The sequence below is a fragment of the Treponema sp. Marseille-Q3903 genome (assembly GCF_014334335.1).
Taxonomy (GTDB): Bacteria; Spirochaetota; Spirochaetia; order Treponematales; family Treponemataceae; genus Treponema_D.
On sequence record NZ_JACSEU010000001.1, the window covers coordinates 1,827,364 to 1,850,150 of the forward strand.

The 22,787-nt window shown below is 40.2% G+C and carries 20 protein-coding genes; 2 read left to right on the plus strand and 18 right to left on the minus strand.

Features of this window, described 5'->3' with window-relative positions:
- Positions 1–38 precede the first annotated feature (38 nt).
- Both H9I37_RS08290 and H9I37_RS08295 read left to right on the plus strand, forming a co-directional pair.
- Entirely contained in the window at positions 39–1,013 is a 975-nt protein-coding gene (locus H9I37_RS08290) for a M23 family metallopeptidase (protein WP_187382041.1), read from the plus strand.
- A 12-nt stretch (positions 1,014–1,025) separates the two neighbouring features.
- Positions 1,026–2,024 (plus strand): hypothetical protein, encoded by a 999-nt coding sequence (locus H9I37_RS08295; RefSeq protein WP_187382043.1) that lies wholly within the window; start codon positions 1,026–1,028, stop codon positions 2,022–2,024.
- Between the two features lie 225 nt (positions 2,025–2,249).
- Here the strand turns inward: H9I37_RS08295 and hslU are convergent, their stop codons facing one another.
- The 18 genes from hslU to rsmH form a co-directional block, all read right to left on the minus strand.
- Positions 2,250–3,809 (minus strand): ATP-dependent protease ATPase subunit HslU, encoded by a 1,560-nt coding sequence (gene hslU, locus H9I37_RS08300; RefSeq protein WP_187382045.1) that lies wholly within the window; start codon positions 3,807–3,809, stop codon positions 2,250–2,252.
- A 36-nt stretch (positions 3,810–3,845) separates the two neighbouring features.
- Entirely contained in the window at positions 3,846–4,385 is a 540-nt protein-coding gene (gene hslV, locus H9I37_RS08305) for an ATP-dependent protease subunit HslV (protein WP_187382047.1), read from the minus strand.
- A 135-nt stretch (positions 4,386–4,520) separates the two neighbouring features.
- Positions 4,521–5,420, minus strand: coding sequence for a tyrosine-type recombinase/integrase (locus tag H9I37_RS08310; protein ID WP_187382049.1), 900 nt, complete (start codon positions 5,418–5,420; stop codon positions 4,521–4,523).
- A gap of 59 nt (positions 5,421–5,479) precedes the next feature.
- Complete coding sequence (locus H9I37_RS08315) at positions 5,480–5,842, minus strand: DUF1667 domain-containing protein (protein WP_187382051.1); 363 nt, start codon at positions 5,840–5,842, stop codon at positions 5,480–5,482.
- The gene (locus H9I37_RS08320; protein ID WP_187382053.1) at positions 5,842–7,122 is read right to left on the minus strand and encodes an NAD(P)/FAD-dependent oxidoreductase; all 1,281 of its coding nucleotides are present in this window, start codon (positions 7,120–7,122) and stop codon (positions 5,842–5,844) included. Before H9I37_RS08320 ends, H9I37_RS08315 begins: the two co-directional genes overlap by 1 nt.
- Positions 7,123–7,133: 11 nt before the next feature.
- A complete protein-coding gene (locus H9I37_RS08325; RefSeq protein WP_222864195.1) occupies positions 7,134–8,597 on the minus strand; it encodes an NAD(P)/FAD-dependent oxidoreductase in 1,464 nt (487 codons plus the stop codon).
- Complete coding sequence (gene glpK, locus H9I37_RS08330) at positions 8,594–10,093, minus strand: glycerol kinase GlpK (RefSeq protein ID WP_187382055.1); 1,500 nt, start codon at positions 10,091–10,093, stop codon at positions 8,594–8,596. Before glpK ends, H9I37_RS08325 begins: the two co-directional genes overlap by 4 nt.
- 99 nt (positions 10,094–10,192) lie before the next feature.
- A complete protein-coding gene (topA, locus tag H9I37_RS08335) occupies positions 10,193–12,340 on the minus strand; it encodes a type I DNA topoisomerase (protein ID WP_187382057.1) in 2,148 nt (715 codons plus the stop codon).
- A complete protein-coding gene (dprA, locus tag H9I37_RS08340) occupies positions 12,341–13,429 on the minus strand; it encodes a DNA-processing protein DprA (RefSeq protein ID WP_187382059.1) in 1,089 nt (362 codons plus the stop codon).
- Entirely contained in the window at positions 13,410–14,138 is a 729-nt protein-coding gene (locus H9I37_RS08345; RefSeq protein ID WP_187382060.1) for a tetratricopeptide repeat protein, read from the minus strand. The genes dprA and H9I37_RS08345 overlap by 20 nt, the downstream gene beginning before the upstream one ends.
- A gap of 164 nt (positions 14,139–14,302) precedes the next feature.
- Positions 14,303–15,181 (minus strand): tyrosine recombinase, encoded by an 879-nt coding sequence (locus H9I37_RS08350; protein ID WP_187382063.1) that lies wholly within the window; start codon positions 15,179–15,181, stop codon positions 14,303–14,305.
- A 38-nt stretch (positions 15,182–15,219) separates the two neighbouring features.
- Positions 15,220–16,593, minus strand: a complete 1,374-nt coding sequence (gene ftsZ, locus H9I37_RS08355; protein WP_187382065.1) for a cell division protein FtsZ — start codon at positions 16,591–16,593, stop codon at positions 15,220–15,222.
- Positions 16,594–16,641: 48 nt separating this feature from the next.
- Positions 16,642–17,916, minus strand: coding sequence for a cell division protein FtsA (gene ftsA, locus H9I37_RS08360; protein ID WP_187382067.1), 1,275 nt, complete (start codon positions 17,914–17,916; stop codon positions 16,642–16,644).
- A gap of 5 nt (positions 17,917–17,921) precedes the next feature.
- Positions 17,922–18,773, minus strand: coding sequence for a cell division protein FtsQ/DivIB (locus H9I37_RS08365; RefSeq protein ID WP_255422525.1), 852 nt, complete (start codon positions 18,771–18,773; stop codon positions 17,922–17,924).
- 53 nt (positions 18,774–18,826) lie between these two features.
- The gene (locus H9I37_RS08370) at positions 18,827–20,014 is read right to left on the minus strand and encodes an FtsW/RodA/SpoVE family cell cycle protein (protein ID WP_187382069.1); all 1,188 of its coding nucleotides are present in this window, start codon (positions 20,012–20,014) and stop codon (positions 18,827–18,829) included.
- A gap of 1 nt (position 20,015) precedes the next feature.
- Complete coding sequence (locus H9I37_RS08375) at positions 20,016–21,476, minus strand: UDP-N-acetylmuramoyl-tripeptide--D-alanyl-D-alanine ligase (protein ID WP_187382071.1); 1,461 nt, start codon at positions 21,474–21,476, stop codon at positions 20,016–20,018.
- Position 21,477: 1 nt separating this feature from the next.
- The gene (gene ftsL / locus H9I37_RS08380) at positions 21,478–21,783 is read right to left on the minus strand and encodes a cell division protein FtsL (protein ID WP_187382073.1); all 306 of its coding nucleotides are present in this window, start codon (positions 21,781–21,783) and stop codon (positions 21,478–21,480) included.
- The gene (rsmH, locus tag H9I37_RS08385) at positions 21,783–22,769 is read right to left on the minus strand and encodes a 16S rRNA (cytosine(1402)-N(4))-methyltransferase RsmH (RefSeq protein WP_187382075.1); all 987 of its coding nucleotides are present in this window, start codon (positions 22,767–22,769) and stop codon (positions 21,783–21,785) included. The genes ftsL and rsmH overlap by 1 nt, the downstream gene beginning before the upstream one ends.
- Between the last annotated feature and the right edge of the window lie 18 nt (positions 22,770–22,787).

A 22,787-nucleotide genomic window follows, 5' to 3' on the forward strand; every position in this document is an offset into this window, starting at 1 on the left:
CTTCTATATTTTAGATGGCTCTTTTTTTTTATTGAATTATGAAAAGAATAAGAGTCGTAGTCAGTTTGTTTATTATGTTTGCATTTATCCCTTTGTTTTCACAGCAAAACAACGATGCAAAATTAGGCTCAATTAAAAATCCTATCATAATCGAAATTGATAAACTGCCACAAATTGACTCTCTCTCTCCTTCCCGCTCAAATACAATTTTTAGAGAATATCAAAATATAATTGAAAGCAACAGCAAAGCGATAAGCAGCGGCAGACAGCCGGAAATTTTATTTTTTAAATATAAAAATACGGAAAATTTTACATTTCAAGGTCTTGCAGCTCGCTGTTGCATAAATCAAGAAACGCTTGCAACTTTGAACAGAATAGAAAACGCACAAGATGATATAAAAAACAGGACACTGATTCTTCCGTGCACAAATGGGATATTTGTCGCTGTTGATAAAGGTATAAATTCTATTGAAGTGTTGCTGCAAAAAAATTATTCAACAGAAAACTTAACAAAAGGGGGATTGTATTATACAATCGATGGAGTGGAGTTTGTTTTTTTACAAAAAGTACGCTTTTCGCCGACTGAAAGAGCATATTTTCTTGATTCTGCACTTTGCCTGCCGATTTCAAGTGATTCTTACTGGGTTTCGTCAGAATTTGGAAAAAGGAGAAGTCCATTTTCAGGGCAGATAAAAAACCACAACGGAATTGATCTTGCAGCCGCTGAAGGAACTCCTGTTTACGCAATCAAAGATGGGGCTGTATATTCTGTAGTTTCCGATAATCCAGAATTCGGAAATTATATTATCTTGAGCCACGATGCCGGAAAAATGACAAGTGTATATGCACATCTTTCAAAGGTGGTTGTTGAACAGTACCAAAATGTAAAAAAAGGTCAAACTATCGGGTATGTAGGACATACGGGAATGGCAACTGGGTCTCATCTTCATTTTGAAATACGCAAAGGAGGAAAGGCAGAAGACCCGGCGCTTCGGTTGAATCTAAAAAAATAATTAACGAAGATTATGAAAAAAAATATATATTATAAAAAATTTATCTTTTCACTTTTATTTATTGCAGGACTTTTTTGTGCAGATATCAATGCTGAATCGTTTCGCGTAAGCAAAGTTCATGCTGTGACCGTAAAGCAAGAAATCTCTTTTGAAGAAATTGTAAAACTTGGTATCAACGATTCTCTCGCTATAACGCTGCCTGATGACCAAACATTTATTGACGGACTTGAACTTAAGTTTTCAATTCCTGAGACAGTCGCATATTGGATCGACTCCGTCGCATGTTCTGTTTACGCAAATATAAAACCTACTCCAACTCCATATCAAATCGATTATTCGGGAACTAAAACTTATGTAAACACGTTGCCTGGAAAACTTTCGTGGGTTTTGCAGATTCCGCTTAAAAAAGACAACAAAATTCGCTCAAACAATTATACGACAAAGGTTGATACAGTAGTTGTCCCTGTAGATAATGTTGTTTTTGTAAGACTTCAGCAGGTAATGAAAGGAATCCCAGAAGAAACTATGAATGCGATTATTCCGATTTCTGTAAAACCGATTCTTTCTAACAAGGGGAGGCTCAACCTCACAATCAAATCTCCTGATAAAAAAATTGCACCTCACACAGTTTTTATAGACGACAATATTGTCAACCTCTCTTCAGACAACACAATTCTCCTTGAAACAGGAATTCACAATATTTCGATAATTTCGGAATTATACAGAAATGAAGTGAGAACTGTAAGAATTGACCAAGCAAAGACAACTCCGCTTATCGTCAACATGAAGAGCATTGAACCGACGCTGCTGATAACTGTCCCTGAAGGAGCTTTGGTCATGCTTGACGACGAAAAATGTTCAACACTCGGCACGGAATTTGTGATTAGCGAAGGAGAACATAAAATTAAATTTGCAATCGGAAGTTATGAAATAATAAAAACAATTTCGGCAATCAAAGGCAAAACTTACAAAGCGACTTTCTCTTTAGATTTAGACATAGCAGAAGAATAATTCTGATTTTTTTACAACTTTTAACATTATTTTAAGATTTTACAAATAAAATTAAAGATTTTAAGTATAAAAGTCGATATTATATATATCGGGTACATTTTTCCCCTCCCACCCAATGTACCCGATTGCCTGATGGGCATGGCTCGGAACATTCCGAGCCTTTTTTTATGAGCTTTTGAGTTTATATTTCACATGTTGATTTACATAAAAAAAAGCAATGAGTCGCTAAAGTATATAACGAGACAAATCCTGACTTTGAACGATGTCGAAAAGTTTGCTGTCTACATACGCTGCGTCAATTTTTATAGTTTCACCTTTATGCTCATCTGCATCAAAGTTGATGTCTGCTAGAACTTTTTCCATAATTGTGTGAAGACGACGTGCCCCGATATTTTCCGTAGTGCTATTTACTTTTTCTGCAATAACACTCATCCTGTCGATTGCTTCATCTGTGATATCAAGTTTCACACCTTCTGTTTCAAGCAAAGATGTATACTGCATTATGAGGCTGTTTTTAGGTTCTTTTAAGATGCGCTTAAAATCGTCTTTATTTAGCGATTCGAGTTCTACGCGAAGCGGGAAACGCCCTTGAAGTTCAGGAATCAAATCGCTTGGAGCTGCAACGCTGAAAGCTCCTGCCGCAATAAAAAGAATGTGAGTTGTATCAACAACACCCCATTTTGTGTTCACGTTGCTTCCTTCGACTATTGGTAGGATATCTCGCTGAACCCCTTCGCGGCTGACATCTTGCCCATGACTTTCTCCATGAACTGCAATTTTGTCAATTTCATCAATAAAAATAATTCCGCTCTGTTCAACGCGTTTTTTTGCTTCGTCGGAAACTTTGTCAAAATCAACCATGCTTTCAAGAACTTCTTCTGTAAGAATCTTGCGGGCTTCTTTTACGGTTAATGAACGCTTTTTGTTGCGGCCACCTGCCCCATTCATCATATCCATAATTCCTTGAATGCTGTTCTGAAGGTCATCAAAACTTCCGCCGGCGATGATTTCCATATTAGTCATCTTTGGAGCATGGCGGACCAATACATCAACTTCACGCTCTTCAAGTTTACCTTCGCGGAGCATTTGTCTAAACTTTTCACGAGTGTGATTTTCCTGTTCTTTCTCTGAAGCTCGCTCAGAAGTTTCATTTTTTGCAGAATCTTCATCTGCTTTTTGTTGAGCGGCAGCGGCTTCGTTTGCCTGATTAAATTTTTCAAGCCCGTTTTTAATCTTTTCGGTAGCTTTATTCAAGTCGATTGCAATTTCATTAGGGTTCTGTTGGTTAAAAAATCCAAACGGAATTGGAGCAGGATTTACAGAATCAGCACTCTCCCCTTCTTTCACTTTTTCATTTGTTCCGGGAAGCAGCAAATCTAGAAGTTTTTCTTCAACAATGCTGACAGATTTTTCTCGGAGTTTATCTTCCATTTCAGCCTTGACATCGTTGAAGCCTACAGCCATAAGGTCTCGAATCATGCTTTCTACATCGCGGCCGACATAACCTACTTCTGTATATTTTGTAGCCTCAACTTTCAAAAAAGGAGCACCGCAAAGTTTTGCGAGGCGGCGTGCAATCTCTGTCTTACCACAACCTGTAGGTCCAATCATCAAAATATTTTTTGGAGCAACTTCGTCGCGAATATCTTCAGAGAGTTTTAGTCGTCTAAAACGGTTTCTCAAAGCGACTGCAACTGCTCGTTTTGCCGTATTTTGTCCTATGATATAGTTATCGAGTTTTTCAACTATTTTTTTAGGTGTCAATTCAGTCTTTTCTTCTGCCATAATATTTCCTCTATTATCATTATCAAACTGTTGCGATTAAAGTTCTTCAATTGTGATATTTTCATTTGTATAAATGCAGATTCTGCCTGCAATATGAAGAGAACGTTCTGCAATCTCACGTGCACTTAAATCTGAAGAGTCAAGGTAAGCTAAAGCTGCTGAATATGCATAGTTACCGCCTGAACCTATCGCAATTGCATCGCTTTCCGGTTCAATTACATTTCCGTCTCCGCTGATCAATAAAATTTTGTCTTTATCAGCGACGAGGAGCATTGCCTCAAGTTTTTGAAGGCTGCGCTCTGTTCTCCAGAGTTTTGCAAGTTCTACGGCAGAACGCATGATGTCTCCATTATACTCTTTTACTTTAGTCTCAAAGCGATCAAGTAGTGTAAAAGCGTCGGCAACAGAACCCGCAAACCCTGTGAGAATCTTTCCATCATAAATCTTTCTAACTTTTCTTGAGTTGCCTTTGCAGACAGTTTCGCCTAGTGTACACTGTCCGTCTCCTGCCATGGCAACTTTTCCGTTACGTTTAACTGCAAGAATTGTTGTACTTCTAATTTTTGTATTACTCATATATAAACTCCAATTCAGTGATTAAATGCAAAATTATGTTTAAAATATAATATCATTGAATGAAGAAAGACAAGTACTTTGTTTTCAGTATACGTTCAGCCTGAAAGAAATTATTTTTTTTCCGCACAAATTTTGTCAGCCGTGAGGATGTGCGAGTTTGTATATCTCAATAAGTTTTTCTGTAGTGACGTGTGTATAACGCTGTGTCGTGCTTATGTTTGAATGCCCAAGCATTTCTTGAACTAATCGCACATCAGCGCCATTTGAAATCATTGTCGTCGCAAACGTATGGCGAAATGCATGTGGGTTCATGTGATTGTTTGTCCCTTCAGCACCTGAATATCTGCTTAAAATATAACGAAGTCCACCGGCCGTAAGAGGAAGCCCTTTTTGATTTATAAAAAGCCGTTTCTCCGGTTCTAAAATATGATTTGTCTGAAGAACTCTGGTGCGGTCTTTCATGTATTCCGCAAGCGCTTTGCGAGACTCTTCAGCAAAAAAAACGCGCCTCTGCTTATCACCTTTTCCGGTGACAATTGCAGCTCTTCCACCGTCAATAAAATCATCTATGTTCAGGTTTATCAATTCGCTGACACGGCAGCCTGAAGAATAAAGCATTGTAAAAATCGCGTGATCACGGGTTTTCCAAAGAAGCTCATGATTTACAGGTTGATTGCACAAATTATGAACCTCTGCTTGTGTCATAAATTTTGGCACACGCTTAGAAATTTTTACTGTTTTTAATGTTACAGAAGGATTTTTTTCCAAATATCCAAGTTTGCGAGCGTATGAAAACATAGTTCTTACGGCAGCAATAAATCTATTGATTGTCGCTGATGATTTTTTTTGTTTTGAAAGCTGACCTACGCACAAAAAAAGATTTTCACTGGTAACCGTTTTTATATCTAGATCCGGAGTCAAAAATTCTTGAAGATATTTTAAATCGTTGTCGTAAGCGATCAATGTGTTTTTTGAAAGCCCTCGTACGGCAGACAGATATAATAAAAATTCTTCTGTTATTTCGCGTAAAGTCATATTTATTTATCGGCACACAATCGGCAAATGAAAACTCAATAAACTTTATTTTGATAAAATTAAATTAAATCGGAGCAGGCAATTATGTTGACACCTGTTCCCAATATATCGTGGATAATTATTTCTCCGCGCTTTACAGGAGCTTTGCAGCTTGCCCGACGAATAACTTCCATGCACTGCATCAACATTTTTTTTGGCACTTCTCCAGCTGACTTTACAGGAACCACAGGCAATTCTCCGCCTTCGACTGCGACTGTTGTAGTGAGCGTTCTTGTAGGATTCATGATTTCTTTTGCAGCGTATTCAGCTCCGCGAGGGCAGCCGTTGTCTTTTACAAGAACAACTTTTCCATCCTCAAGTTCCGCTTCCATGTTGCAGCCCATCGGGCAGATGATACAAGTCATATTGATTTTTTCTGACATTATTCTGATACCTCCTGAGGAAGCTCTATCGAAACAGTAAGATTGTCTTTTACATCTAAAAGTTGTTCCGGTGTCAGCTCAACAACCTGCATTTCGCCCGGTCGCACTACCTTTTTTTTCATCGACTTAATTTTTTTACCGTTGCTTGAAACTTCGATGTAGACATCTTTATAAACATCTGTGCTGCGAAACATTATGGAAATATTTTCATCGCTTTCTGTAGATTCAATATGCTGAGGCACTGTATAGCGAACACGGTTTCCCGGACGCAGCGTTACGTGCCGTCCGTTGTCTTTTATTTTATTCTGGACATATCTTGAAGCGTTTTTGCCGGCTCTTATGCTCTCCTTAGTTACAAAATCTACAAGGTCATGGACATGAACTGTGTTGCCGCATGCAAATATTCCCGATACGGAAGTCTGCATGTGTTCGTTTACAATCGGCCCTGATGTAGAGGAATCTATTGAAACTCCACATCCTGTAGAAATTTCATTTTCAGGAATCAATCCTACAGACAAAAGCAGTGTATCGCATTCGATATATTCTTCAGTGTCTATGATAGGTTTTCGGTCAGCATCAACTGCGGCAACAGAAACTCCTTCAAGGCGGTCTTTCCCGTGAATTTTTGTGATTGTGTGGCTGAACTTAAGCGGAATGTTGAAATTTTCGACGCACTGAACAATGTTGCGGCGCAATCCTGAGCTAAACGGCATGACTTCACATATCAGTTTTACTTCCGCACCTTCAAGCGTCAGCCGCCTTGCCATTATCAGACCTATGTCCCCAGAACCAAGTATTACAACTTTTTTACCTGGCAAATAACCATCTATATTTACAAAACGCTGGGCAGCACCTGCGGTAAAAATTCCTGAAGGACGAGTGCCCGGAATAATCAAAGCGCCTCTAGTTCTTTCGCGGCAGCCCATCGAAAGCACAATCGCTTTAGCTTGAATGTTGAGCAGACCGTCCAAAGTATTGATAGCAGTTACTGAGTGCGTTCCATCTTCATTGTTTGCTACTTCCAAAACCATTGTGTCTGTTTTGTATTCAATTCCGAGAGCAGCGATTTCATCAGAAAACTTTGCCGCATATTCAGGGCCTGTCAATTCCTCGCCAAAATAATGAAGTCCAAAGCCATTGTGAATGCATTGAAGCAAAATACCTCCGATTCGTCTGTCCCGTTCCAAAATCAAAATTGAATCTGTCCCATCTTTTTTTGCAGCGATTGCGGCAGCCATTCCCGCAGGGCCTCCACCTATAACTACAATGTCGTACTTCATTCTGCCACCGCCTATCTCGTCTTAGAGTTCAAGATATATGAACAACCGCCGCTTTTTGTAACGCTCGTCATCGGGATTTTTCGTTCGCGGCTGATGATTTCTGTAATGCGCGGAGAACAAAATCCGCCCTGACATCGTCCCATACCGCCTCTTGTGCGCCTTTTTACACCGTCAAGGTCACAAGCGCCGACTGGAGAATTGATTGCTGCGACAATTTCGGCTTCTGTGATTGATTCGCAGCGGCAGATTATTCTTCCGTATAAATGATTTTCTTTGATAAGCTGAGCTTTGCGTTCGTTTGATGCATGCTTAAATGATTCAATTCCAATTCTCTCTTCAATAAAATTCTTATTTAAGGAAAATTTTACTTTCATTGCATTGCTTACAAGTTCCGCAACATACACCCCGATTGCAGGCGCAGCTGTCAGACCCGGTGAACATATTCCTCCGACGTTTATAAAACGCTCAATAACTTTGTCTTCTTCTATTATAAAATCGTTTACAGCAGTTCCATCCTGATTGTATGCAATTGCACGCACTCCCGCAAACGAATTGATAACGTTGCGACGAGGAATGCCAGGTATCGTTTTTTCAGATTTTAAAAATACCTGATGTTGACCTTCCGCAGTCGTCTCGGTTGCAGCCTTGTCGTCACAATCTTGCGCAGTCGGTCCCGAAAGAATGTTTCCATCGACTGTCGGTGTGATGAGGACGCCTTTACCCATTTTGCTTGGCGGTTGGAACAATGTATGGCGTGCAAGGTTTTCACATTTATTGTCGAGAAGGTAATATTCGCCTCGTCTAGGTTTTATGACGTATTTGCGAGCGCCTGCCATCTCGCTGATTTTATCTGCATATAGCCCTGCGGCGTTTACGACACATTTTGAAGTTATGTCGCATTGCCCTGTATGAATTACAAAATCTTTGTTCTTATTGTCGGGAACAGATATTGAATGAACTTCGTGCTCTAAAAACAATTTTACACCGTTTATGACAGCGTTTTCTGCAATCGCCCAAGCCGCCTGATACGGGCTCACAATTCCTGCAGACTCGCACAACAACGCACCGACAGCGTCCTGAGAGATATTCGGTTCAAGCTGATGCAGCTCTTTTGAATCTATTATTTTCATCTTTTTTACGCCGTTTTTTACTCCACGGTCATAAAGATTTTTTATCTGCTCCATATCTTCGTCGCAAAAACATATTACAAGAGAGCCGTTGTTTTTGTAATCAAAGTGGAGTTTTTCGGAAAGGTCAGGATACATCGAACAGCCTTGAACATTTAATTTAGCCATCAGAGTGTCAGGCTTTGCATCAAAACCGCCGTGCACAATTCCGGAATTTGCTTTAGAAGTTCCGGTTGAAACGTCATCAGATTTTTCTATCATGCAGATGTTCAACTTATATTTTGATAGTTCTCGGGCAATACAAGCGCCTGTGATTCCGGCGCCGATTATCGCTACATCATATATCATTTTTGCAAATTCTCCCAATTCTTTGCACGCTCTACAGCTTTTTTCCAACCTCTGTAAAGTTCATCACGGCGCGCAGCCGTCATTTTAGGTTTAAACAACCGCTCGGTCTCTCTTCGGCAAAGTATATCTTCTTTGCTTTTCCAAAATCCGGTCGCAAGTCCTGCCAAAAACGCAGCTCCAAGTGCAGTTGTCTCTACGTTTTTTGGTCTACAAACATCCGTATTTAAAATATCAGCTTGAAACTGCATCATGATGTCGCTGACGCTTGCACCGCCGTCAACATTCAATGTATTAATCTGAGTTCCAGAGTCTAAAACCATAGTGTCAAGAACATCTCGAACTTCGTACGCAATTCCTTCAAGAGCGGCTCTACAGATATGCGCTTTTTTTACACCGCGCGTAAGCCCGACGATAGTCCCTCTTGCATACATATCCCAATAAGGCGTTCCAAGCCCGACAAAGGCAGGAACAAGGTAACACCCGTTTGAATCCGGGACAGATTCTGCAAGTTTATCGATTTCAGGCGCTGATGAAATGAGCTGAACTTCATCTCGAAGCCATTTTATCACAGCACCACCTATGAAGACACTTCCTTCCAATGCGTATTCAATTTTGCCGTTCATTCCAAGCGCAATTGTCGTAAGAAGATGTTTAGAAGCTACAGGTTTGTCGCCTGTGTTCATGAGCATAAAACAGCCTGTACCGTAAGTGTTTTTTGCATCGCCCTTATTAAAACAGCCTTGCCCAAAGAGAGCTGACTGCTGGTCTCCAATTGCAGATGCGATAGGAACTGAAAATCCACATATTTCGGGGTCTGTATTGCAGTAAATTTTAGAAGAGTCGCAAACTTTAGGAAGGAGGCAGCGCGGAATATTCAAAAGCTTCAAAAGCTCGTCATCCCAATCGAGGGTGTAAATATTAAAAAGCATTGTCCGGCTTGCGTTCGTATAGTCTGTGACATGGGCTTTGCCGCCGCTCAACTTCCATATCAGCCATGTGTCTATTGTACCGGCGAGAAGTTCACCGCGTTCAGCCCTTTCTCGAACTGATGGAATATTGTCGAGTATCCATTTTATTTTTGTGCCGGAAAAATATGCATCTATCAAAAGTCCCGTTTTTTGACGAACCATATCAGTGTAGCCTTGACTTATCAATTGCTCACAGTAGTCTGATGTACGCCTGCACTGCCATACTATAGCATTGTAAACAGCTCGTCCTGTTTTCTTATCCCAGATTACGACTGTTTCTCTCTGATTCGTGATTCCAATCGCAGCGATTTCTTCATGTCTAATTTCATTTTCGATTATGAGGCTTTGCAAAGTTTTTAGCTGACTTTTGATGATAACTTCAGGGTCGTGTTCTACCCAGCCTGGATGAGGATAAATCTGTTCGAATTCACGTTGCTTAGACCCAAGCGGTTTTTCATCTTTGTCATAAAGAACAGCTCTGCACGAAGTTGTCCCTTCATCGAGCGAAATAATATACTTTTTAGACATAAAATATCCCCTAACGTTTTAGAATGAGAGTAGAACTATCAACAGTCTAACACGCTTCGGGGATTTTGCAAGAAAAATTAAATCATCTTTTCACAAGCTTTACTCTTCGCTTTCATCATGAGCAATTGTTTCTTCTTTTTCAGCTGAGTGCAAGTAATCGCAGTCAGGGTTGATGCACGATTTATATGCACCATTTTTTTTGTCATATTTTTCAACAAGGAACCAACCGCACTTTGGACAATATTGGTCTATCGGTTTGAAATGTGAAATAAATGTACAAGTCGGATAATTTGTGCAGCCGTAGAATGATTTTCCGCGTCCTTTTGTCTTGCGTTCAACAATTTCACCGTTACAACCTTTGCATGGACATTTAGCAAGCGGAATCGATTTTGTATTGTGGCATTCCGGGAATCCTGAGCATGCAAGGAAAAATCCAAAACGTCCGAGTTTTTTTATCATCGGTTTTCCGCACAGCTCGCAAACTTTGTCAGTTTTCTCATCTAAAAATCCTTTGATGCTTTCCTGGTGTTCCATGACATCGTCAACACGATTTTTAAAAGGCTCGTAAAATTCTTTGATGATGTTATTCCAGACAAGTTGACCTTCTTCAACTTTATCAAGATCGTTTTCAACTTGTGCCGTAAATTCTTCGTTGATGACAGATGGAAAACTTTCTACTAGAATCTTGTTTATCATTTTTCCAAGCTGAGTTGGGACGAGCTGTTTGTTTGAGCGAGTTACATAATAACGGTCGAGCAAAACAGAAATAATCGTAGCATAAGTTGACGGACGACCTATTCCTTTTTCTTCAAGCATTCTTACAATCGAAGCATCAGTATATCGTGCAGGTCCTTGTGTAAAATGCTGCTCAGGATGAAAATTATCTACATTGAGTTCTTCGCCTTCTTTGACAGCTGGAAGTGAACTTGATTTTTCTTCTTTTGACGAAAGGACTTTTATTACATGGTAGAAACCTTTTTCAGAAATCTTGCTTGAAGCAACACGGAACAAAGCATCTCCCGCTTCAATTTCGAGCGACGTAGTCAGCATTTTTGCGTTGTTCATCTGAGAAGAGATAAAACGTTCCCAAATAATCGAGTAAAGGCGGAATTGGTCGTGGTTTAAATATTCTTTGATAGATTCCGGCGTGTAACTTGCGTAAGTCGGGCGAATACCTTCGTGAGCATCTTGTGCAGCTTTTCCTACAGAATAGTGGATTGCCTCATTCGGTAAATCACCGGGATAATTTTTTGAAATCCAGTCGCGGACATCAGCTAACGCAGTTTCTGAAATACGAACGGAATCTGTACGCATATAAGTGATAAGTCCGACGTGATTTGCACCAATCTGAATACCTTCATAAAGCTGCTGTGCAATCTGCATTGTCTTGCGCGAAGTAAAACCGAGCCTGTTCGCAGCAGCCTGCTGAAGTTTTGAAGTTGTAAAAGGCGGTTTTGGACGAACTGTTTTTTCAGTTTTTTTGATTGAAGTAACTTTGCAAGGAGAATTTTTTATCTTCTCCACAATTTCTTTTACATCATCTTCTGATTTAAGTTCAGGCGCCTCTCCTTTATATTTTACAAGCTGAGCCGTAAAAGAGGATTTTCCTTTTGTAAAATCTGCGTCGAGTGACCAATATTCTTCCGGCAGAAAATTTTCGACTTCCTGCTCACGTTCACATATCAGCCTCAAGGCAACAGACTGTACGCGCCCTGCCGAAAGTCCGTTTTTAACTTTTACCCAAAGCAGCGGACTCAAATTATAACCTACAAGGCGGTCAAGAACCCTTCTGGCTTTTTGCGCATTGACTTTAGATTCAACAATTTCGCCGGGATGCTTTACGGCTTCTGTGATTGCCGCAGGAGTTATTTCATTGAATACTATTCTGCTTATAGGTGCAGAAGTTTTTTCTTTCAGAGCGTTGTTCAAATGCCATGCAATTGCCTCTCCTTCACGGTCGTTATCCGATGCAAGAAGGACAGCGTCTGACTTTTTCGCTTCCTTTTGTAATTCCTTCAAAAGTTTTGCTTTTCCACGAACTGTGATGTATTCAGGCTGGAATCCGTTCTCTATATCTATAGCCATTCGAGATTTCGGCAAATCTATAAGGTGACCTACAGAGGCGAGAACTACATAGCCCGGTCCAAGATATTTTTCAATTGTGTGAGCTTTTGTCGGAGACTCTACGATCACAAGAATCTGAGACTTTTTTTCTTTAGCCTTCTTAACATTTTTCTTTACTGCCATTTATTTTTCCTCAAAAAAACTTTGCTGTATATATTCGACAATCTGATTATTCCGTTTCCCGGGTATTTCTGTCAACGCTTTACAATAATCTTTATAGTCTTCAACAACAAAAGCACCTGACAAAAGATATTTTTCCGGCGTGTTTCCCATTTTATACTTGCTGACTTTTCCTTCACAAAATTTTTTTTCAAGCTCCTCTTTAGAAGAAACCGCAATTTGTTTTGCAAAATCACAAAAAGTCGACTTATGAAACATCACATCACGATTGTAATCTGTTGCAAAATCAGCAGTAATGAGCGCTCCGCTCCCGGCGGGAGCTTCAACAACGACAGTGGCTGGAGAAAGCCCCGCTATAAGCCTGTTGCGTGCGACAAAGTGCCATTTCGCAGTCACGGTGCCAGGTTCATACTCACTTATAAGGCAACCGCCTGTCTGAATTATCTGACCTGCCATTTTCCGATGATTAGCAGGAACAATGTCGTCAATAGCGCTCGGCAAAACTGCGATCGTGTGTCCAATCTGACCGCAATCATCGTCGTTTGCATCCGCATCAAAATATGCATCGATTGCCCCCTGATGTGCCCAGCCGTCCGCTCCATTTGCAAGTCCGCTTACAACGTTGCATCCGTCTTTGACGGCATCGTATGCAAAATCGTGCGCAGATTTTTTCCCGGTTGGTGAAAGCCGTCTTGTTCCAACAACAGAAACGCTGCGTTCAGTAAGGATATCTATATCTCCTCGGCAAAACAAAAGGAATGGAGGATCTTCAATCTGTCTTAGCAATTCCGGATATTTTTCATCAGAGTGATCGACAACTTTTATGCCCATCGTTTTACAGCGAAAGGCTGCGAGCTGTGCTTCATGCAGATTTTTTTCACCGTTCCAACAGACAGTTTTCTTTTGACTATTGCCCGTAGCTTGAAATATTTCTTCTATAGACATTAATGCAAGGGCGCGAGGGCTGTCAAGTTTTTTTTGTAAAATTTTCTTATCATCAAACGAAAGAAAAGTGATTCGTCCTAACGACAAGTTCAAAAGAAGCTTTTCGCTGTCGAGTTTTTCTTGTAAATTAGTTTTGGTAAGCTGCATCGAGTACTGTTTTTTTATTCTCCTCTGCGGTTGCTTTTGTCTTTGCAGATTTTGTCGTAGCGATAATCTTGTCATACATATCAGCTGCTTTATCGAATTCGTAGTTTGAATAGTATGCGCGTGCTAAAACAAACATCGCATCAAGATTTTTAGTATCAATTGTCAGTGCTTTTTCAAGATAAGGGATTGCCTTTTGCGGTTCTTCAAGTTCAAATACATAAAGTACACCAAGTCCGTATAATGCGCGAACGTACCTTTCTTCAATCGTGATTGCGCGTAAATACGCTGATTCGGCAAGTTTCAGATAATTATATCTTTGTTCGGTCGAGCCTGTTCCGCCAAAATCTAGCGCTGTGTGCGACATGTAGCCTGCACAAACTCCTACATAATAATAAAGATTTTGGTTATCAGGATAATATTTCAGAGCTTCCTGAAAGCATTTCAAAGCTTCGCCGTACATTTTTGTATCAAGGTAGCGTGTACCTAGAATTTTATACCATATTCCGATCTGACTCTGGGCAAGCTGAGTATCTGCCACCCTTTTTTGATATTTTTCAATTGCATATTTTAGTTCTTCAACAGTAGTCGGATTGGAAACCCCTTCTTCAATTTTTTGCTGGCGGATAATCGATTTATTTGAAACTCCACAAGAACACAAAGCGATCGCTAAAAAAGTTCCGCCGATAATTGAACATAATTTTCTCTTCATTTCCAAGCCTCCTGCTGATTGTAAAAAAAACTGTCCACCCGCCTGTCTAGCATAAGGTGTTTTTGGACGTTTTTGCATATTCATTTTTTTATTTTAAAAAGGAAAACCTTTTTTGTCGTTTTTTTTATCATCTTTTTGTCGCTTTTTGTCGTCTTTTTAGCTTTTTACTTAAAATATTTTCCATGGGCACTTTCGAGCTGGTTATCAGTTACATGAGTGTATATCGTAGTTGTACTCAAATCGCTGTGACCAAGCAGTTCCTGTACCGAACGAAGATCTGCTCCGCCGGAAAGCAGATGCGTTGCAAACGAGTGGCGCAACGTGTGAACTTTTGCACTTATTCCACTCATCTTTTCCAATTCCTTAAAACGCTTCCAAACACCTTTTCTGGAAATCGCTTTACCTTTATAATTTACAAATAACTCGGGAACATTTCTACCTCGAGTCAACTTCGGGCGCACTTCATCTATATAAATTACAATCTTTTCATACGCCCTTTGCCCAAACGGAACAATTCTCTCCTTATCGCCTTTTCCGTGAACAAGGATAAAACGCTCCTCAAGATGAACGTTTGCTATAAGCAAAGTGCAGGCTTCGCTTATCCGCAATCCGCATGAATAAATAAGTTCGAACAATGCATCATCACGCTTACCGCTGAGCGTTTTTACATCGATTGAATCGAGCAATGCCTCAATCTGTTCAACTGTAAGAACTTTCGGCAAGTGACGGCTCGCTTTTGGCTTTTCCAGCAAAAGCGCATGATTTTCTTCCCACATTTTTTTGCGCACAAGAAAATCCCCGAGAGCGCGGATTCCCGAGATATCTTTTGCAATTGTCAATTCAGATGCACCATCGGTCTGTCTCTTAATAAAATAATAAAATAAATTCTGAACGGAAACATCTTTTAACTTAATTTTTTCAGTTGAAAGCCAGTTCAAAAACTCTTCTGCTGAAATTTTATAAGTCACTGCCGTCTGTTCAGAATCTCTCTTTACTAAAATTAAATCCGTATAAAACTGATTTAAAAAATTTTCTATTGTCATCCGATATCATCTGAAATTTTTATGTCTGATAAAAATTTTCAGTCTCGCAAATTTATCGTGCTGCCAAAGTCCGGTTTTGAAATGTTGTTCCATACAGGAGGCTTTGTCAAATCGTTTTCATCAGGAACAAAGTCTGCCGGAGGCGCAAAAGATTTGAGCGTTGGTGTCATCGCAGGGCTTTTCTCGTTGTTCAATATTCCGAGTTTTTCTTTTCCATCTTTGTTTTCTGAATAACTTTTGCGTGAAACAAATTCTCCGCCTAAAGAAGCTGCTGATGGCAAACCTGATTTTCCGTTCAAAATGCTGTCCAATTCAGAAGTGCTTACGACATTGTCGGGACGTGGTCTAGCAGGTTCTGATTTTTTTTCTGTCATCAAATAGCTTTCGTCTTCTTCGCCGGCGCTTCTTTCAAAACCTGTAGCAATTACTGTTACGCTGATTTTGTCACCGAGTTCAGGTTGTGTAACTTGACCCCAGAACATGTTGTAATTTGGATCAGCGGAAGCTGTGACAATCTTGCATATTTCGCCGACTTCGGAAAGTTTAATTTCTTCAGATGCACATATATTGATAAGAAGATTTTTTGCGCCATCGATTTTTGAATTTTCGAGCATCGGATTGTGAATTGCGTCGTATGCAGCATCTGTCGCACGGTTTTCACCTTCGCCTACTCCAATACCAAATATTGCGTTTCCCTGTCCTGACATCGCATTGTGAACATCAGCAAAGTCGGTGTTTACATCGCCGGGATTTACGATTATGTTTGAAATACCTTCGACGCCTTGACAAAGGACTTCATCAGCTTTTTTAAACGATTCTTTTACAGTGAGATTTTTGTCGATATGTTTAAAAAGCTGCTCATTCGGAATAACGATCAGAGAGTCTACTTGCTCGTGAAGCTTTACAAGCCCCTCTTTTGCCTGACGCATACGAACATTTCCTTCAAAAATAAAAGGAGTTGTAACGACAGCAACTGTCAGACAGCCTAGCTCCTTTGCAATCCGTGCGACTACAGGAGCGGAACCTGTTCCTGTTCCTCCTCCCATTCCGGCTGTTATAAACACCATGTCTGCACCGCGAAGGACATTTGTTATAAGTTCCTTATCTTCTTCGGCAGCCTGTTGTCCAACTTCAGGTTTTCCTCCGGCTCCAAGACCTTTTGTAACTTTCTGTCCAATCGGAAGTTTTGTTTTTGCATTTGAACGGCTGAGCGCCTGTAGGTCTGTATTTAAAACAATAAATTCAACGTTGCTTAAATCGCGAGAAATCATTCTGTTGACAGCGTTTGAGCCTCCGCCGCCACAACCTACAACTTTGATTACAGTCGGACAACTGCAAAAATCAGATTGTTCCTGCGGCTGAACAATTTCAAAATCAGATTCATCTTTTACAATCGAAATACCAAGTCCCATAAATCCTCCCATCATGCTTTCCCAAGCATCCCCTTTTTTTATATATAATTAAAAAAACGATTTAAATATTTTCTTTAATTTGCTTTCACCGCTCTTCCGTTTTTCGGGTTTTGAACTATGCACTTTACCGTGCTTGCGATTATCTTTGCTCTGCGCGAGCGATTTATTTGCAAGCACAAGTCCTATCACAGTTGCATAATCAGGTCTGCGGTAATCTTTTTCAACTCCGCCAAGGTCTTCAGGAATTCCAATTCTGACAGATGAAGTTTGAAAAACTGACTGCGCAAGATCTAAAACACCTTGCATCATCGCTCCTCCACCAGTAAGGATGATATTTCCTGTAAGCTGACTGATCGGTTCGTTCGTATTTCTGATGATTGCAGATTTCACCATAGTAAAAATCTGTTCCATGCGCGCTTGAATAATCTGGCAAAGTTGAGACTGCATTATAATATCAGGGTCACGACCGCCGACTCCGGGCACGACAATCTGCATATCGTTTTCAGGTGTTATATCGGGGAGCCAACAACAGCCATGCTGGACTTTTATCAGCTCTGCATTTGAATTAGAGATTCCCGTCACAATCTGTATATCGTTAGTTACAAGATTTCCGCCAACCGGAATAGATGCCGTCGCCACAGGAGCGCCTTTGTATAAAAGGAGAGCATCTGTCGTGCCGGCTCCGAGGTCAACCAAAATCGAACCAAGTTCCATCTCATCTTGATGGCAGACTGACTGAGTTTGCGCCAGAGTCTTCAGCCACACAGCGTCCAGGTTATAATCTGCACGCTGAATACAGGAGCGGATAATTTGAATAATTGTTTTTGCCGCCGTGACAATATGAACTTTTGCTTCAAGGCGAATTCCAATTCGATGTATTGGGTCTTGAATGCCACCTACACCATCTACAATATATTCTTGAGGGATTACATGAAGCTTTTCACGGTCATCAGGAACTTTTATCGCTGTAGAATATTGAATAACACGCTCTACATCAGCTCGAGAAACTTCTTTGTCGGATTTGTTTGACCCAGTGACAGGGACAGTTCCGCGTGAATTTTGGCTTTCAATCTGTGAACCGCCGATTGCAGTTACAACAGACTCAACTGTCGTCCCAGCGTTCTGCTCAGCAGCATCGATAGCTTCTTTTATTGCATTTTTTGCATCTTCAATGTTTACGATTACGCCGTTTCTAAGCCCTGCTGATTTTCGTGATGCAGTGCCTGCAATTTGAACATTTCCGGTTTCAGGGTCAACTTCTCCTATTGCAACTCTAATTTCACTGGTTCCTATGTCAAGACCAACAATTTTTCCGTCTGCCATTTTTTTTAATCTAACCCCTTAGTGACGTATGAAACTGAACCATAACGCAAATCAACTTCAGACACGTCAGTTCCAATCTGGTTTACAATATCCAATACTACCATCATATACTTTAATGCGTCTTCATTCAATGCACGGTCGGTAATAACTTTTACGCGGGCTTGAGACGGAATAAGAGCTAACTCATAGTTACCATACTCTTTTGGAAGTACACATATCTCTGAAATACTTGCAAAATAATTTTGTGGAAGCGCTGCAATTTTTGAAATTTGATCGATAAGCGGTCGATATTTACCTGGTATTCTCATTCCCTGAGCCATATATTCAACTGGAAGTCCTGAAATGATCGGAACTGTCGCTGAATCGAACACTGAATCTTCTTTTGCAGGAAAAAGAACACCGTTTTTGTCAATCTGGACTGCAGATGTAAAACCATCGACGCGGACAAATGTCACTGCGACTGGTTTTCGTTCTTCAATATTTATAAGAATTTTATCAGGAAAGCGCTTTTCTACAATGACATTTTCAATTCCGGCTTCGGAAGAGAGAATTGCCGCTGCCATTTCAACATCGAAATCAAACCAATTGGCACTGTTCATCGGCAAAAGTTTTGCAGCGATTTCTGCCGGTGAATAATTTTTTTGCCCGAAAACGGTAACTTTAGGACTCGCAAAGGCGGGCATTATGTATTTGTATACGACTAATTCCCCTAACAAAAGAAAACAGAGCACGCAGAATAAAACTTTAATAAAGCTGATTTTTTTGTTTGCTTTTTCATCTGTCTCTGTCATCACAATATCTGCAGGGCTGACAAAATAGTCGTCATTAAGCAAATCATCATCAACTAATAAACTCATATCACTCATTTTTTCATTTCCGCCTTTTATATAAAACAGGTTTCTTCAATAAGTTATAAATATGTAAGTGAGTCAATATAAATTTCGTCACGTCCTGTATTTTTTTCACTTATTTTTTCACACCGCGAAGTATTCAAAATAAATCCGCACATCGCAAGCGTCACAATGATTGAAGAGCCGCCCAATGAAAAAAACGGAAGATTGATTCCCGTCGCAGGGAGCAACCCACCTACTACCATTGTATTGACAAGCGACTGCAACACTATGATTGAAACGCAGCCGAACGCAGAATATGCAGAAAACCTCTCTGGGCAACGAAGAGCAGTTTTGTAACCGCGCCACGCAAAAAATGAAAGCATTGCAAAGTAAGCTATCACGCCGGCAAATCCCATCGCTTCAGACCATCCTGCAAAAATGTAATCTGCCTGAACTTCAGGAATACTGTTTATTCTCGAAAGACCGACTCCAATTCCGCTTCCCCACAACCCGCCTGCACTGATTGCACGTTTTGCAGCAATTGCTTGATAATTTATGCCTGAAGCAAAGTCATCTGGTCTTATCCAACCTATCACGCGTTGAATGCGGAACGACTCTAAAACTACCATCAAGGAGATAGCAGGCAATGCGATAATCCCGAACGGTAAAATCCACAAAAGTTTTTGTCCAGTTACAAAAAACATCAAAATTCCAATCAGCGTTACAAAAACACCGGTAGAAAAATCTTTTTGTGCAAAGACAACGCAGACGCATATACAGAGTCCGAGTACGCTCTGAAAGACGGTTTTGTTTTCAGGATTTTCAATTTTTTCCTGTTTGTCAAAATAATTGGCGAGAAACAATATAAGGCTGAATTTTATCAATTCCGATGGTTGAAAAGTGAACCCGCCCGGCATTTTTAGCCATCGCCGAGCTCCATTTCTTGTGATTGCGAGCGGAGATATAAAAGTCATAAGGCAGAGGATGATAGAGACGATGACAATCACTGCGATCATCTTTCTTATTATTCTTATGTCAGTAAATATAAATCCAAAAAATAATATAAACCCGATAAGCGAAGAAATCAGCTGGCGTTTTACAAAATAAAGAGAATCATTAAATTGCCTTAAACCGTAATTCTGCGTACACACGAAAAGCGTAAATATCCCGAATCCCCACAAAAGGAGAACGGAAGCCATCATCCACATATCTATTTTGTTGTAATTTTCTGACGGTCTATTTGCGTAAAACGTAAACTGTTCCATATTATTCAGCCTCCTTTTGCAGAATTGGGACAAGTTTTTCCAATTCCATGCTGTGAGAACCTTTGAGCAAAATCACATCGCCGTCTTTTGCAATTTTACAGATTTTATCTGCAATTTCGCTAAATGTTTTTTCGTTAGAACATTCAAACAAAAGAGCATTGTCTTTATTATCAAGAATTTCATAAGTAGCTTTCATTTCCGTGCCTACTAAAAACACAAAATCAGGGTGAACTTCATTCAGTTTCCTACCGACATTTTCGTGCATCGTTTTTGAAGAGTTTCCTAGTTCTTTCATATCTGCAAGGACAAAAATTTTTTTGCCGACTTTTTTTAGCTCATCACAAAAGTCAATCGCCATAGACATTGAGTCGAAATTCGCATTGTAGCAGTCTTCAATGACAGAGACTTTTTTGCCGTTTTTAAGTTCAACGAGCTTTATTTCCATCCGCCCTGAAACTGCAGCAAAATTTTCAAGACCACGTTTAATTTCCTGTGCTGTTATGCCGAGCTTCTTCGCACACGCAATCACTCCGAGAGAGTTTATGTAATTGTACTCGCCGGGAATAGGAAGCAGAATTTCAATCCCATCGACTGTAAATAAATTTCCGTACAAACCTTTATCTTCAAGAAAACAAACTCCGTTTTTTTCTTCCCAAACTCCACGTCCGAATTTTATGACTTCGCCTTTTACATCAGATGTGCAAAAATCCGCAAACTCATCTGACGCATTTACAAAAGCCGCACCGTTTTTTTGAATATAATCAAATGATTTTCGTTTCTCTGCCGCAATTTTTTCACGGCTTCCAAGGATGCCTATGTGTGCAGTGCCGATGTTCGTTATTATCCCAAATTCTGATTTTAGAATTTTTGAGATTTCGCCGATTTCATTTTCACGGTTCATGCCCATCTCAAATATTCCAATTTTTTCTTTGCCACTCCAGCGGAACACCGAAAGAGGGAGCCCTGTTTCTGAATTAAAATTGCCTTTTGTGTAAGCGACATTTTTTGCACCAAAATGTTCTTTGCAGACAGAAACAAGCATTTCCTTAGTTGTAGTTTTTCCGTTTGACCCTGTGATGCTGACACGAATCATGTTTTTAAAACGATTACAGACATAGCACTCTGCCGCATCTTGCAGGGCATGCAACGTGTTTTTTACACGGACAAAAAAAGTCTTTGGATATTTTCGTGCAAACTCTTCGTATTTTTGAAAGTTTTTTTCGTATTCAGATTCATTCAACAAGATGACAGAGGCATCTTTTTCGAGGACTTCAGGGATGTACTTGTGACCGTCCTGAAATTCTCCGACAAGCGGGACAAACATGCAAAAAGTTTTCGGTTTTACATTGCGGCTGTCAGTCTCAACAGTCAAAAAAAACACATCATCTTTTTTTTGTGCACCGACGGGCTTTCCATTCACCGCCGTCAACAACTGCCGTGCTGTCAACAAAGAACTTTCCATTTTATTTTTTCTCCCCTGTCATCTCAACACGTACGATGTCTTCAGTTTCTGCTTTGTGCATTCCGAGTTCTTCGACTGCAATTTTTTCGATTCTGTCCGAACTTGAAAGAACGGCGATATCGCTCACAAGCCTTTTATTTTCCTCAATTAATTTTTCCTGCTTTCGCTCGAGTTCTACGATTTCGCGAGTCAATTCCGAATAACGCCTAGCTTGAGCGGCATAAAGGCACAGAACAAAAGGAATCGCAAGGACGCAAAGACAAAAGAGAAATTTGACAATAAGATATTTAAAAGCACCTTTTTTCATCAGTAACCGACAACTCCCTCAAGATGAAATTCAGTAGCGTTCCTGAGTTTTCTTACAACTCTAAATTTTGCACTTCTGGAAGGAGAATTTGTTTTTATTTCCTCTTGCGAAGGAACGACAGGTTTACGCGTGATGATTTGGGCGCATTGCTTTCCACCGCAACGGCAAACTGCAATTTCCGGTGGACAAACGCACTGCTTTCCAAGATTTCTAAAATAATTTTTTACAATTCTATCTTCAAGCGAGTGAAACGTGATCACACCCATCTTTCCGCCACAATTCAAATCGTTAAAAGCGTTGTGAAGCGCCTCAGGAAGACGTTTTAATTCGCTGTTTACAGCAATTCGAAGCGCCTGAAACGCTCTTGTCGCAGGATGGATATTCCCGTATCTGTAATGTACAGGCACGGCGTCCCAGATAATATTGGCGAGAGCTTTTGACGATTCTATTTTTCCGTTACGGCGGGCTTCGACAATCGCCTTCGCAATGCGACGGCTGAATTTTTCTTCACCATAGAGATAAATCAAATCGGCAAGTTTTTCTTCAGAAAGTTCATTGACCAAATCTTGCGCAGATGATTCGGAAGAGGAATCCAGCCGCATATCGAGTTTTTCATCGTGACGAAAACTAAAACCGCGCTCTGACTTTTCATAATGAAAAACTGAAATTCCAAGGTCAAAAAGGATGATGTCGGGTTTTTTATATTCAGGAGGATAGCTTTTATAGAAGTCGTTAAACCAGCCATTGTAAAAAATAACTCTTCCGTCAAATTCCGAAAGCCTTTCTTTTGCGCGAGCTTGAATCACTTTGTCGGCGTCAAGTCCGATAACAAGAAGTCCCGGATATTTTTTGAGAAAATTATATGTATGACCGCCTTCTCCGAGTGTAGAATCAATCATAACCGCATTTTTTTCATACGGTTCACCTACAGGAGAAAGATAAGTTAAACACTCATTTAACAAAACCGGAGTGTGTACGATTTCCACTTTTTTCCACCCATTTTA